General features: G+C 70.2%; 12 protein-coding genes. 2 read left to right on the forward strand and 10 right to left on the reverse strand.

All coding sequences use genetic code 11. The features are described 5' to 3' along the window. Positions 1-8 precede the first annotated feature (8 nt). From ftsW to ABZ477_RS17120, 9 genes are all read right to left on the reverse strand, one after another. Positions 9-1,274 carry a putative lipid II flippase FtsW gene (gene ftsW / locus ABZ477_RS17080; RefSeq protein ID WP_360135628.1) on the reverse strand — a complete coding sequence of 422 codons (1,266 nt, stop codon included), beginning with the start codon at positions 1,272-1,274 and terminating at the stop codon, positions 9-11. Further along, positions 1,228-2,772: a UDP-N-acetylmuramoyl-L-alanine--D-glutamate ligase gene (gene murD, locus ABZ477_RS17085; protein WP_360135630.1), complete on the reverse strand. Its 1,545-nt coding sequence runs from the start codon at positions 2,770-2,772 to the stop codon at positions 1,228-1,230. The genes ftsW and murD overlap by 47 nt, the downstream gene beginning before the upstream one ends. Continuing rightward, a complete protein-coding gene (gene mraY, locus ABZ477_RS17090; RefSeq protein WP_360135632.1) occupies positions 2,769-3,878 on the reverse strand; it encodes a phospho-N-acetylmuramoyl-pentapeptide-transferase in 1,110 nt (369 codons plus the stop codon). Before mraY ends, murD begins: the two co-directional genes overlap by 4 nt. Next, entirely contained in the window at positions 3,875-5,290 is a 1,416-nt protein-coding gene (murF, locus tag ABZ477_RS17095; protein WP_360135634.1) for a UDP-N-acetylmuramoyl-tripeptide--D-alanyl-D-alanine ligase, read from the reverse strand. The genes mraY and murF overlap by 4 nt, the downstream gene beginning before the upstream one ends. A 25-nt stretch (positions 5,291-5,315) precedes the next feature. Then, complete coding sequence (locus tag ABZ477_RS17100; RefSeq protein ID WP_360135636.1) at positions 5,316-7,100, reverse strand: penicillin-binding protein 2; 1,785 nt, start codon at positions 7,098-7,100, stop codon at positions 5,316-5,318. 4 nt (positions 7,101-7,104) lie between these two features. After that, entirely contained in the window at positions 7,105-7,701 is a 597-nt protein-coding gene (locus ABZ477_RS17105; RefSeq protein ID WP_360135638.1) for a hypothetical protein, read from the reverse strand. Then, complete coding sequence (gene rsmH, locus ABZ477_RS17110) at positions 7,698-8,651, reverse strand: 16S rRNA (cytosine(1402)-N(4))-methyltransferase RsmH (protein WP_360135640.1); 954 nt, start codon at positions 8,649-8,651, stop codon at positions 7,698-7,700. Before rsmH ends, ABZ477_RS17105 begins: the two co-directional genes overlap by 4 nt. 108 nt (positions 8,652-8,759) lie before the next feature. Further along, positions 8,760-9,191, reverse strand: coding sequence for a division/cell wall cluster transcriptional repressor MraZ (gene mraZ / locus ABZ477_RS17115; RefSeq protein WP_360135709.1), 432 nt, complete (start codon positions 9,189-9,191; stop codon positions 8,760-8,762). Positions 9,192-9,382: 191 nt separating this feature from the next. Continuing rightward, positions 9,383-9,748, reverse strand: coding sequence for a DUF3040 domain-containing protein (locus tag ABZ477_RS17120; protein ID WP_360135642.1), 366 nt, complete (start codon positions 9,746-9,748; stop codon positions 9,383-9,385). Positions 9,749-9,814: 66 nt separating this feature from the next. Here ABZ477_RS17120 and ABZ477_RS17125 point away from each other — a divergent pair, with 66 nt between their 5' ends. Then, positions 9,815-10,909: a polyprenyl synthetase family protein gene (locus ABZ477_RS17125; protein ID WP_360135644.1), complete on the forward strand. Its 1,095-nt coding sequence runs from the start codon at positions 9,815-9,817 to the stop codon at positions 10,907-10,909. Between the two features lie 33 nt (positions 10,910-10,942). Here ABZ477_RS17125 and ABZ477_RS17130 read toward each other — a convergent pair whose 3' ends face one another. Continuing rightward, complete coding sequence (locus ABZ477_RS17130) at positions 10,943-11,293, reverse strand: Rv2175c family DNA-binding protein (RefSeq protein ID WP_360135646.1); 351 nt, start codon at positions 11,291-11,293, stop codon at positions 10,943-10,945. A gap of 151 nt (positions 11,294-11,444) precedes the next feature. On the opposite strand from ABZ477_RS17130, the gene ABZ477_RS17135 reads away from it, so the two are divergent. Then, entirely contained in the window at positions 11,445-12,680 is a 1,236-nt protein-coding gene (locus tag ABZ477_RS17135; protein ID WP_360135648.1) for a LysM peptidoglycan-binding domain-containing protein, read from the forward strand. Positions 12,681-12,742 lie beyond the last annotated feature (62 nt).

Consider the following 12,742-nt stretch of genomic DNA (forward strand, 5'->3'; position numbering starts at 1 on the left):
GTGTTAGGTCACCCCGGAATCTTCGCACGCGCCGGGCGCGGCATCCGCACCGGTCGCATGTGCGCGGATTCGGGCAGCGACCGCGCGAAGGACAGCAGGACGCCGCCGGCGACGAGCACGGACAGCAGCGAGGTGCCGCCCTGCGACATGAACGGCAGCGGCACGCCGAGCACGGGGAAGACTCGCAGCACGACGCCGATGTTGATGAGCGCCTGACCGACGATCCACACCGTGATGGCGCCCGCGACGATCCGCACGAAGGGGTCGTGGGTCTTGCGGACGATGTGCAGCGCGCCGATCGCGAAGAGCGCGAACAGGCCCAGCACGACGATGCAGCCGATGAGGCCGAGCTCCTCGCCGACGATCGCGAAGATGTAGTCGTTCGCGGCCGCGGGCAGCCAGTCGTACTTCTCCTTCGAGTTGCCAAGGCCCAGTCCGAAGATCCCGCCGCCCGCGAGACCCCAGATGCCGTGCAGCGGCTGGTAGCACGAGTCGAAGTAGTCCGCGAGGCAGTTCGTGTCGAGGAAGCTCATGATGCGGCGCACGCGGTTGGGGCTCATCGCGGCGAAGACGGCCGCGCCGATGAGGCCCAGGATCGCCGGGAGGATGAAGATCCGAAGCTTGACGCCGGAGAAGAAGAGCGCGCCGAGCGCCGTGATCGCGATGACCATCGCGGTGCCCATGTCGTCACCGGCCATGACGGCCGCCAGCACGAGCACCGTGACCGGCACGAGCGGGATGAAGACGTGCGTCCAGGACCCCAGGAGCGTGCGCTTGCGGTAGAGGATGAAGCCGATCCACAGCGCGAGGGCGAGCTTGAGGAACTCGGACGGCTGCGCCTGGACGCCGCCGATCATGATCCAGTTGCGATTGCCGTACGCCTCGACGCCCAGCGGCGTGAAGACGAGCAGCTGCAGCGCGAGCGCCAGGATGAGCGCGGGCCACGCGATCTTGCGCCAGAACGCGATTGGCAGCCGGCTCGCGATGAACATGAGCGGGATGCCGAGCACGGCGAAGGTCGCCTGCTTGAGGACGTCCTCGTACGGCGCCTGTCCTTCGGCCGTCGTCGTCGCCGAGGTGGCGGACAGGATCATGACGAGCCCGAACCCCGTCAGCAGGAGCGCCGTCGAGGCGATCAGGAGGAACTCGACCGGCACGGGCGAGAAGACCTTGCCGAGATTGACGCGCGCCGCGAGGCCGCGCTTGGGCGAAGCCGCCGTCGCCGGCTCAGGCGCCGTCCGCGGTCGGGTCGGCGTCGTCGTCGTGCTCGCCATGGGCCCCCCTCGCGAACCTCTCCCTCACGGCGGCCGCAAACTTCCGGCCCCGGTCTGCGTAGGACGAGAACTGGTCGAAGGATGCGGCGGCGGGGGCGAGAAGAACGACGTCCCCGTCACGCGCGATGCCTGCGGCCAGTTCGACGACCCGCGTCATGACCTGTTCAGTCTCATCGGCCTCGACTTCGAACACGGGCACCCCGGGCGCGTGTCGCGAGAACGCGGTGATGACGGCATCCCGTTCCGCACCGATGACGATCGCCGCCTTGGCCGCCGTTCCGCGTCCGGCGACGAGCTCGGAGATGTCGACGCCCTTGAGGAGGCCGCCGACGACCCACACGGCGCCGGGGTAGGCGGCGAGGGAGGATGCCGCGGCATGCGGGTTCGTCGCCTTCGAATCGTCGACCCACGTGACGCCCTCGACGACGGCGACGACCTCGATGCGGTGCGGGTCGAGGCGGAAGCCGCGCAGCGCATCGCGGATGGCGGCGGGAGGGACCTCGAGCGAGCGCGCGAGGGCGCTCGCGGCGAGGACGTTCGCGACGATGTGCGGCGCCGCGAGGCCCGCCTGCGCGAGCTCCTGGACGGTCGTGAGCTCGAGCGCGCTCGTGCGGCGGTCCTCGAGGAAGGCGCGATCGACGAGGATCCCCTCGATGACGCCGAGGTCGCTGGGTCCTGGCACGCCGAGGTCGAAGCCGATGGCGCGCGCGCCCTCGACGACCTCGGCATCCTCGACCATCCGCATCGTCGCCTCGTCGGCCTTGTTGTACACGCACGCGACGCGCGTGTGGTCGTAGACGTGGGCCTTCGCGTCGCGGTAGGCGTCGGCCGACCCGTGCCATTCGAGATGGTCGTCGGCGAGATTGAGGCACGCGCTCGCGTGCGGCGAGACGGGATCCGGCCCGCTCTGCAGCCCGAGGTACCAGAGCTGGTGGCTCGACAGCTCGACGACGAGCGCGTCGAAGCCGGCGGGGTCGCGGACGGCGTCCAGGACGGGGGTGCCGATGTTGCCGACGGGCGCGGCGCGGAGGCCGCCCTCGACGAGCATCGTCGCGGTCAGGCGCGTCGTCGTGGTCTTGCCGTTGGTCCCCGTGATGAGGATCCAGTCGGCCGGGGTGCCGTCGGCGCGGACGACCTTGTCGCGCACGCGCCACGCGAGCTCGACATCGCCCCACAGGGCGATGCCCGACTCCTGCACCCACGAGATGACGGGATGCCCCGGCGCGAAGCCGGGCGAGGCGATGACGACGTCGGGGGCGAAGTCGGCGAGCTCGCCCGGAACCGTGTCGAGCGGGCCCGTCCACAGCCGCGCGCCGATGACGGGGAGAAGACGCTCGTACTCCTCGTCGGCCTTCTCGGTCACGACGAGGACGTCGGCGCCGAGCTCGGCGAGCGTGTCGGCGACGGAGAAGCCCGTGACGGACAGGCCGAGCACGGCGGCGCGCAGGCCCTTCCAGTCCGCGTTCCAGCTGGTGAGGGCATCCAAGCGAGAGGTCATGTTCGTGCGAGCCATTCGACGTAGAACGCGCCGACGCCTGTGACGGCCAGCATCCCCGCGATGATCCACATCCGGACGACGATCGTCGTCTCCGGCCAGCCGCGCATCTCGAGGTGGTGGTGGAAGGGGCTCATGAGGAACAGGCGCTTTCCGCGCGTGAGCTTGAAGTAGTACCGCTGCAGGATCACCGAGCCGGGGCCGATGATGAAGACGCCCGCGACGATGACGGCGAGGATCTCGGTGCGCGACAGGATCGACATCGCCGCGATGACGCCGCCGATCGCCATCGAGCCGACGTCGCCCATGAAGACCTGCGCCTTCGGCGCGTTCCACCACAGGAATCCGACGAGAGCCCCGACGAACGCCGCGGCGACGATCGTGAGATCGAGCGGGTTGCGGGTGCCGTAGCACGCCGTCTGGAAGCTCGCGACGAGGTCGGACGAGTCGCACCGCTGCTGGAACTGCCAGAACGTGATGAGGCTCATGGCGGCGACGGTGAAGATGCCGGATCCCGCCGCGAGGCCGTCGAGGCCGTCCGTCACGTTCGTGCTGTTCGACCACGCGACGCCGATGAACGTCACCCACAGGATGTACAGGATCCAGCCGACGATCAGGCCGAGCGCCATGAACGACAGGACGGGGATGTCGCGGAAGAACGAGACGTAGGGCGACGCGGGCGTCTGCCCCGCCGGGTTCGGGAAGTTCAGCGACACGATGGCCCACGGCACGATCACGATGACCTGCCCGAGCACCTTGCGCCAGCCCGTGAGGCCGAGGCTGCGCTGGCGGTGGACCTTCATGTAGTCGTCGATGAATCCGACGACGCCGAACCCCACCATCATCCACAGGACCAGCAGGCCCGAGATCGTGGGCGGGAAGTTGCCGGCGTAGGTGCCGATGAAGTACCCGACGAGCGTGCCGAGGATGAAGATGACGCCGCCCATCGTGGGCGTGCCGCGCTTGGCCTCATGGGGCGGGATGTTCCCGTCCTCGGGCGTGCGGATGATCTGCCCCCAGCCCCACCGGCGGAACAGCCGCAGGAAGACGGGCGTCAGGAAGAGGGTGAATGCCAGCGAGATCGCCGCCGCGGTAAGGAGTGATCTCACGAGAAGGATTCTCCCAGACGATCTCCGAGGAACCGCAGGCCCGCCGAGTTGGACGACTTCACGAGGACCCGGTCGCCGTCGCGCAGTTCCGTCAGTAGGTAGTCGAACGCCTCGTCGGCCGTCGCGAAGAAGACGGCCTCGCCGTCCCACGAGCCCTGGGCGATCGCCTCGAGGAACATGCGGCGCGCGTCGGGGCCGACGACGACGATCCGCTGGATGCCCAGGCGCACGGCGAGCAGGCCTACGCGGTCATGCTCCTCTTCGGCGTACTCCCCCAGCTCGCTCATGGCGCCGAGGACGGCGACGGTGCGCTCCCCCGGTCCCGTGATCTGCGCGAGCGTGCGAAGCGCCGCCGACATGGAGTCGGGGCTCGCGTTGTACGCGTCGTTGATGATCCGGATGCTGTCGGAGCCGAGCGGCTGCATGCGCCAGCGCTCCGCGATGTCGACGGTCTCGAGCCGCTCGACGCACGTCTCGAGCGGGACGCCCAGCGCCGTCGCGGCGGCGATCGCGGCGAGGGCGTTCATGACGTGGTGCTCGCCGAGGACGCGGAGGTGGAGCGCCGCGCTCACGCCGTCCGCCGTCACGATCGAGCGGGTTCCGGATGCTGTCACCTCGACGTCGTCCGCGCGCACATCCGCGGCGCGCTCTCCGCGTCCGAACCAGCGGATGGCAGCATCCCGTTCGTTCGCGATGGAGGCCATGGACGCGACGCGCGCGTCGTCGGCGTTGAGGACGGCGATGCCTCCGGGTCGGAGCGCCCGCACGAGCTCGGACTTCGCGGCGAGCGTCGCCTCGATGCCGCCGAAGCCGCCGGCGTGCGCCATGCCGACCATGAGGACGACCCCGACGTCGGGATCGACGAGGCCCGCGAGTCGGGCGATCTCGCCGGGGCCGCTCGCGCCGAACTCGCTCACGAGGAATCGCGTGGAGTGCGTCACGCGCAACATCGTCAGGGGCGCGCCGACCTCGTTGTTGAAGGAGGCGCGGGGCGAGACCGTCTCGCCCTCGCCCTCGAGGATCCGGGCCAGGAGGTTCTTCGTCGTCGTCTTGCCGTTCGAGCCGGTGATGCCGACGACCCGCAGGTCGCCTCCCGCCCGCACGCGCGCGACGACCTCGCGGGCGAGGTCGGCGAGGGCCGCGACGACGTCGGTCACGACGATCTGCGTGACGGCGCTCTCGACCGGCCGCTCGACGAGCGCGAGGACGGCGCCGCGCTCGACCGCGGCGTCGACGAACAGGTGCCCGTCGGTGACCTCGCCGGGCTTGGCGGCGAAGATGCCGCCCGGCTCCATGAGCCGCGAGTCGGTGTCGACGACCCCCGAGACGACGGTGTCGGCGGTGTCTCCTTCGGCGAGCCGGAGCTCGCCCGAGACGGCGTGTGCAAGCTGAGAGAGTGTGAGGTCGATCATGTCTTCGAGGCCGGTCGGGCGCTGGTCAGCCGAACTTGGGGAGCAGCGTCGGCTCCACGGTGGAGGGCATGACGCGGTACGTCTTGAGCACCTGCGTCATCGCCTTCTGCCACGCGGAGGCGTTGGCACCCGACGACTTTATCCGAGTCGGCTCGTCGAGGGTGACCGCGACGACGTACTGCGGGTCCTCCGCCGGTGCGAACCCGATCATCGTCGTGAAGTACACGCCGCTCTTGTAGTGGCCGTTGCCGTCGGTCTTCTCACCGGTTCCCGTCTTGTCGGCGACGTTGTAGCCGGGGACGGCGATCTGCGGCGCGAGCGTGCTCTGCAGCGCCACGTTCTCCATCATCTGCTGCACCGCGACCGCCGTGGATTCCTTCACGACCTGCGACGTCGCGCCCTGCTCGGGCTCGACGACCGTCCCGTCGGAGTTCGTGCACGACTGGATGAGCGACAGCGGGACCTTGAGGCCGTCGTTCGCGATCGCCTGGTACGCACCGACGAGTTCGGGGATCGTCGTCGAGACGCCCTGTCCGAAGGCGATGTTGTAGTAGCTCTGGTTGTCCCAGTTCTCCGGTGTCGGCAGGTAGCCCGTCGGCTGGCCGTAGAAGTCGATCTCGCTTCCGTCGCCGATTCCGAACTTCTTGAGGTAGTCGTACCGCGTCTGGGCGCTCACCCGCTCGGCGAACTTCGAGATGCCGACGTTCGACGAGTCGATGAGCACGCCCGCGAGCGTGTACTCGTAGGCGGGATGCTGGAACGCGTCGCCGACGCGCGCGCCGTTGGGGAAGGACTCCCGCGACGAGGCGTTCACGGTCGACGTGGGCGTCTGCCCGCCCGCGTCGATCAAGGTCGCGGCGGTGAGCGGCTTGAACGTCGAGCCCGGCTCGAACGAGTTGAGGAAGATGCGGCTGCCGCGGTCGTCCGGGTCGGACGCCCCCACGTCGTTGGGGTCGACCGTCGGGTAGTCCGCCGCGGCGCGGATCTTGCCCGTCTTGGCCTCGACGACGGTGATCGTGCCGGAGAGTGCCCCCATGTCCTGCACCTGCTCGGCGATTAGCTGCTGCAGGTACCACTGGAGGTCGCGGTTGATCGTGAGCTGGAGCGTCCCGCCGTCGACGGCCGGGGTCTCGACCTCGGTGCCGGGGATCACTACACCGTCCTTGCCCTTCTCGTAGGTCATCTTGCCGTCGGTGGCCGTGAGGCAGTCGTTCTCACGCTGCTCGAGCCCGCCGAGCGCCGCGCCGTCCGAGCCCATGTATCCCACGAGGTTGCCCGCCACGGCGCCGTCCGGGTACATCCGCGACGGGTGCGGGTCGAAGTAGAGGAACGGGATGCCGAGCGCTGCGAGGTCGCGGTACTGCTCGGTCGACAGGCCCCGCTTGAGCTGGGCGTACTGCGAGTCGGGGTCGGAGGCGAGCGCGTCGTCGACGACGGCCTGGATCTCTTCGGCCGTCTGGCCCGTGATCTCGCCGATCTCGGCCGCCATCTGCGCCCAGGTCACCTCTTCCTTCTCGCCGTCGTCGTTCTCGCGCGTGATGTCGCGGACGTTCGACGGGTCCAGCTGCGCGTCGTAGAGCAGGATGCTGCCCGCCAGCGTCTGCCCCGTCTCGTCGATGATCGAGCCGCGCGTGCCGTAGAGCGGCCGCGAGCTGCCGAGCGCCGTCGCGAGCGAGTCCTCGATGTGCTCGCGGGCGCTCACGACCTGGATGTCGACAAGGCGCACGATGAACCCAGCGAGGATCGCGAGGACGACGGCGAGGGCGACCACGGTACGGCGGCGCGGGCTGCGGGTGCTTCTCGTGGTCATGATCTCAGTGCGTGGTCGGGGTCGGGAGTCCGTCGGTGATGGGAGGGGGTGTGTTCACGGCATGCGTCCCGCCGTCCGCGGCCGCCTCGTCCGCCGGCGGCGCCTCGAGGGGCAGGCCCTGGATCGTCGCGTCGGGGTCGGTGACGAGCGGCGTGTCGGTGATGAGGGCGTTGGGCACGGCGCCGCGGTTGATCGCGTCGACCGAGGAGGCTCCGAGTGCGACCTGGCTCGCGCCGAGGATCGCGCCGTCTGAGAGCCGCAGGTAGCTGGGCGACTCGTTGATCACCATGCCGAGCGCCGAGGCGTTGGCCGCGAGGTACTGCGGCGAGCTGAGCCCCGCGACGTCGTCATAGAGCATCTGCTTCTCCCACGACAGCTCGCGCTGCTGGCTCGTGAGCTCGGCGATCTGGTACGAGCTCTGCGTCGTCAGGACCGACAGCGCCATCTGGGCCGCGCCGATGGCGACGGCGCCCGCGACCGCGACGATCGCGTACATGACCTTCGGCCGGCGTCGGCGGGCCGGCGCGCCGAGGAGCCGGAGCCTGCGCGCCGGGCTCTCCTGCCGGACCGGCGCGAGCGTGGTCTGTGCTGCGAGGCTCATGCCGCCTCCCTGACGCGCTCGACGGCGCGCAGCCGCACCGGGGTCGCCCGCGGGTTGCGCGCGATCTCCTCCTCGGACGCGAGCTCGGCGCCCTTCACGAGCAGCCGGAAGCGCGGTGCGTGCTCGGGCAGCTCGACGGGGAGCCCGGCGGGCGCCGTCGAGGCCACAGCATCCGCGAACACCCGCTTGACCAGGCGGTCCTCGAGGGACTGGTACGACATGACGACGAGCCGACCGCCGACGGGCAGCAGGTCCATCGCGGCGGGGATGGCGCGCTCGAGCACCGCGAGCTCGGCGTTGACCTCGATCCGCAGCGCCTGGAACACGCGCTTGGCCGGGTGGCCCGTCCGCTGCGCGGCGTAGGGGGTCGCAGCGACGAGCACCTCGACGAGCTGCGACGACCGCAGGATCGGGGCTTGGGCCCGTGCCGCGATGATGGCCCGCGCGTAGCGGCCGGCGAGCTTCTCCTCGCCGTAGCGCTCGAAGATGCGCCGGAGCTGTCCTTCGCTGTAGGTCGCCAGCACATCGGCGGCCGTCATCCCGGAGGACTGGTCCATGCGCATGTCCAGAGGCGCGTCCTGCGAATAGGCGAATCCGCGCCCGGCGACGTCGAGCTGGAGGGACGAGACCCCGAGGTCGAACAGGATGCCGTCGACGTGGTGGAGGCCAGTGGAGGAGACTGCGCCGGCGATCCCGTCGTACACCGTGTGCACGAGCGTCACGCGGTCACCGAACGGCGCGAGCCGCTCCGCCGCGATGCGCAGGGCGTCCTGGTCGCGGTCGACGCCGATGAGACGTATGCCGGGGAACCGCTCGAGGAGCGCCTCCGAGTGCCCGCCCATGCCGAGCGTCGCGTCGACGAGGACGGCGCCCTCGCGCTCGAAGGCAGGTGCAAGCAGCTCGACGCAGCGCTCGAGCAGGACGGGGGTGTGGATGTCGCGGAGGTTCATGATGTGTGGGTCTGCCGAGTGCTCCCTCGGCCCTGATCCCCATCCGCTCTGACCTGGCACCGGGGAAGTGCGCCAGGGCGGGAGCGGCTGGGAGTCACAGTCGAGGGCTCAGAACAGACCCGGAATCACCTCCTGCTCCATCTCCGAGTAGCTGTCTTCGTTGCTTTCCGCATACGCGTTCCACGCGTCGGCGTTCCAGATCTCCGCATGCGCGCCGACACCCGTCACGACGAGGTCGCGCTCGAGCCCCGCGTACGTCCGCAGATGCGGCGGGATCGTGACGCGGTTCTGGCTGTCGGGCTTCTCCGCGCTCGCACCCGAGAGGAACATGCGCTGGAAGTCGCGGGCCTGCTTGTTGGTGAGCGGCGCCTCGCGGATCCGCTCGTACACGCGCTCGAACTCCACCGTGCTGAACACGTAGAGGCAGCGCTCCTGGCCCCGGGTGACGACGACGCCGCCGCCGAGGTCGTCCCGGAACTTCGAGGGGAGGATGACGCGCCCCTTCTCGTCGAGCTTGGGAGTGTGCGTGCCCAACAGCATCGGCACATCACCCCCCTTCGTTCGGCCCCCCGACGGGTTGTGGCCCCACGCTACTCCACTTACCTCCACTTTGCCACCCATTCGCACCACGATCCGGTGTACAGCCCCGGACGTCGCGCGTCAGCCCCGGTTCCCAGGCAACAAAAAAGCACCGACCCGAAGGTCGGTGCTCTCAGTGGATCAGCGGACGGTCAGCGGTCTTCCTGCCGACGGTCCCAGCGATCGTTCATGCGATCCATGAACGACGACGACGATCGCGTCTTGGCGGGCTTGTCCGGATCGGCCGGCATGCGGCCAGGTCCGCGCGTGGGGGTGACGGCGAGGACCACGCCCCCCAGCATCACGATGAAGCCGAGGACGCCCACGACGACGAGATCGGTCGAGACGCCGATGATCAGTCCGCCGAGGCCCAGCAGCACGAGGATCGTGCCGTAGACGATGTTGCGGTAGCTCAGGGTGCGGCCATCGCGCGGCGCACTGACGACGTCGGCGTCGTTGTGCATGAGATGGCGTTCCATCTCGTCGAGCAGTCGCTGCTCCTGTTCGGAGAGTGGCATGCATCCCCCTCTTGCGGTCCCGGACGCGTCGATTGTACGCGTGCCCTCGATCACTAGGCTAGGCCCGTGTCACCCTCAGCGGACCCGGTCGCGGCGATTTCCCAGCGACTGGATACCTTCATCTCGGGTGAGCGCGACGCGACAGCCGAGCTGGGGTCCGAAGCGGCACTGTTCGTCGAGGCTGCAGCCGTCGCGCTGAGCGGCGGAAAGCGGCTTCGCGGGCGCTTCTGCATCGCGGGACACCGGGCGGTCACGGAGTTCGGCGGCGGCCGATCGGACCTTTCGGACGAGCTCGTCTCGGCGGCGGCGGCGCTCGAGGTCTTCCACGTCGCGGCCCTCGTCCACGACGACGTCATCGACAACTCCGACACCCGTCGCGGCCGCCCCGCCGCCCACCGTGCGCTCGAGGAGTCGCATCGCTCCGCCGGCTGGGCCGGCCACGCCGCGGCGTTCGGCACCTCGGGCGCGATCCTCCTCGGCGACCTGCTCGTCGCGTGGAGCGACGACCTGCTCGAGCAGGGGCTTGCGACAGCATCCCCCTCCGTCGCCTCCGCCGCGCGGACCGAGTACGCGAGGATGCGCCGGGACGTGACCGTCGGGCAGTTCCTCGACATCGCCGAGGAGTCTGCGTTCCTCTCCGAGCCGGACGATCGCCACGCGGAGCGGGCGCTGCGCGTGGCCTCTTATAAGTCGGCCCGCTACAGCGTGCAGCAGCCGCTCGCGATCGGCGCCGCGCTGGCCGGGGCGGATGCCGCGCAGCAGGCGGCCCTCGCGGCGTTCGGGCATCCGCTCGGAATGGCCTTCCAGCTGCGCGACGACGTGCTGGGGGTCTTCGGCGACGAGGCCCAGACCGGAAAGCCCTCCGGCGACGACCTGCGGGAGGGCAAGCGCACCGTGCTCGTCGCGTACACGCGCGAGCGACTGGATGCCTCGGCCCGCCGGATCGTCGACGAGCTCGTCGGGGATCCGGACCTGGACCCCGAGCAGATCGCCTGGCTGCAGCGCACGATCGTCGACACGGGTGCCCTCGACCGCGTCGAGGGGCTCATCGCCGACTACGCGCGGGAGGCCGAGCGGGCGCTGTCAGGAGCGAGGCTCGGCGACGCCGCCGTCAACGACCTGCGGGAGCTCGCGCGCGCCGCGACAGTGCGCGCGAACTGACGCCGGGACGGCCGGCTCAGGCCGGCAGGCGGTTCAGGCGAGCGCCTGAGCGACGCGACGGACCTCGCTCTTGCGGCCCGCGAGGAGCGCCTCGATGGGCGCGACGCCGATCGAGTCGTCCTCCGTGAGCAGCCAGTCGATCGCCTCGTCGTCGTCGAAGCCCGCGTCGTGGAGGACGAACACGGTCCCCCGCAGCGACGTGAGCGGCCGGCCGTCGACGATGAAGATCGCGGGGACTTTGAGAGCGCCGTCGCGGCGCGATCCGACGAGCTGGAACTCGTCCAGCAGCCGTCGCACGCGGCCCAGCGGTTCGCCGAGGACCTCGACGAGTTCGGGAAGTGTCAGCCAATCGGTCTCGACGCGAGGCGCGGGTACAGCGGTCACCAAGCCACTATCTCACCCTGCCGCCGGTCGCGTCTCGCCCTGCTTTCGAGATGACTTCAGCCACATCAATCACATTGGCACCTCCTTTATCACCTGTTGACACTGATTGACTTCCGTGACACGGTGTGGTGGTCACAGAGGGGGGACACTCGTGCGACACACCGACCGCAAGTCCATGGCAGCCGCGGCTGTCGTGCCCGCCGCCGTTGCGGGATCGATCGCGCTCATGCTGACCGCACCGCCGGCGGCCGCCGTGGAGCGAGAGGCCGAGATGCGGCCCGCGCTCATGCCCAAGCTGGGTGTCACGGGCGCCGTCGTGCCGCGCGCCGTCCGGACCGCCGTCGCGGTCCCCGCGACCCACACCGTGCAGCGCGGCGACACCGTTTTCGGCATCGCGATGCGCTACGGGCTGCGGACGGCCGACGTCCTCGCCCTCAACGGACTGACGTCCGCCTCGATCATCCAGCCCGGCCAGGTGCTCAAGCTCACGGGCAAGGCGCCGTCGGCACAGCCCGCCCCAGCGGCGCCCGCGCCCTCGGCCGGTTCGTACACGGTGCAGAAGGGCGACACGCTCTCTGCGATCGCGGTGCGCCATGGCATCACCGTCCAGGCGCTGTTCGCGGCGAACGGGCTCGGCTGGTCGTCGATCATCTACCCGGGCCAGAAGATCAAGATCTCCGGGAAGGCCGCCGCCGCGGCTCCTGGCGTGCCTGCGGCACCCGCTGCCCCGGCCGCTCCCGCTGCGCCGGGGGCAGCATCCGGAACCCACGTCGTCGTGGCGGGCGACACCCTCACGGCGATCGCGGGGAAGCACGGCGTGACCGTGAAGGCCCTCTTCGCGGCGAACGGGCTCGGCTGGTCGTCGATCATCTACCCCGGCCAGAAGATCACCATCCCCGGCGCCTCGACGCCGTCACCGTCGCCGGCGCCGGCACAGACCTCCGCGCCCGGCTCCGAGCCGCGGCAGGAGCCCGTCCCGCAACTGGACGAGACTCAGATCGCCCACGTGCAGCGGATCATCCGGATCGGGCGCGAGCTCGGCGTCCCCGACCGCGGGATCGCGATCGCACTCGGCGCCGCGATGCAGGAGTCGTCGCTGCGCAACCTCGATTGGGGCGACCGCGATTCGCTCGGCCTCTTCCAGCAGCGCCCGAGCGCGGGCTGGGGCACCAAGAAGCAGGTCCGCAACGCCGACCGCGCGACACGCGCCTTCTACGGCGGGCGCTCCGACCCCAACGGCGCGAACTCGCGCGGGCTCCTCGACATCCCCGGGTGGCAGAAGCTGTCCTTCACCGAGGCCGCGCAGGCCGTGCAGATCTCGGCGTACCCGGACGCCTACGCCAAGTGGGAGACGGCCGCGAAGACGTGGCTCGCGACCTACGGGTGAGCCGCAGACAGGCCCGCCGGGCGGGTGAGGCGCTCCGCGGGGTCCCGGGCTCTCGTCCGTAG

Origin of the sequence: Microbacterium sp. NPDC019599 (assembly GCF_040632175.1) — a bacterium.
GTDB lineage: Bacteria > Actinomycetota > Actinomycetes > Actinomycetales > Microbacteriaceae > Microbacterium.

What these genes read in the sequence shown, in the direction of transcription:
- ftsW (WP_360135628.1), bottom strand. Translation starts at nt 1,274, where the DNA reads ATGGCGAGCACGACGACGACGCCGACCCGACCGCGGACGGCGCCTGAG.
- murD (WP_360135630.1), bottom strand. Translation starts at nt 2,772, where the DNA reads ATGACCTCTCGCTTGGATGCCCTCACCAGCTGGAACGCGGACTGGAAG.
- murF (WP_360135634.1), bottom strand. Translation starts at nt 5,290, where the DNA reads ATGATCGACCTCACACTCTCTCAGCTTGCACACGCCGTCTCGGGCGAG.
- ABZ477_RS17100 (WP_360135636.1), bottom strand. Translation starts at nt 7,100, where the DNA reads ATGACCACGAGAAGCACCCGCAGCCCGCGCCGCCGTACCGTGGTCGCC.
- ABZ477_RS17105 (WP_360135638.1), bottom strand. Translation starts at nt 7,701, where the DNA reads ATGAGCCTCGCAGCACAGACCACGCTCGCGCCGGTCCGGCAGGAGAGC.
- rsmH (WP_360135640.1), bottom strand. Translation starts at nt 8,651, where the DNA reads ATGAACCTCCGCGACATCCACACCCCCGTCCTGCTCGAGCGCTGCGTC.
- mraZ (WP_360135709.1), bottom strand. Translation starts at nt 9,191, where the DNA reads ATGCTGTTGGGCACGCACACTCCCAAGCTCGACGAGAAGGGGCGCGTC.
- ABZ477_RS17120 (WP_360135642.1), bottom strand. Translation starts at nt 9,748, where the DNA reads ATGCCACTCTCCGAACAGGAGCAGCGACTGCTCGACGAGATGGAACGC.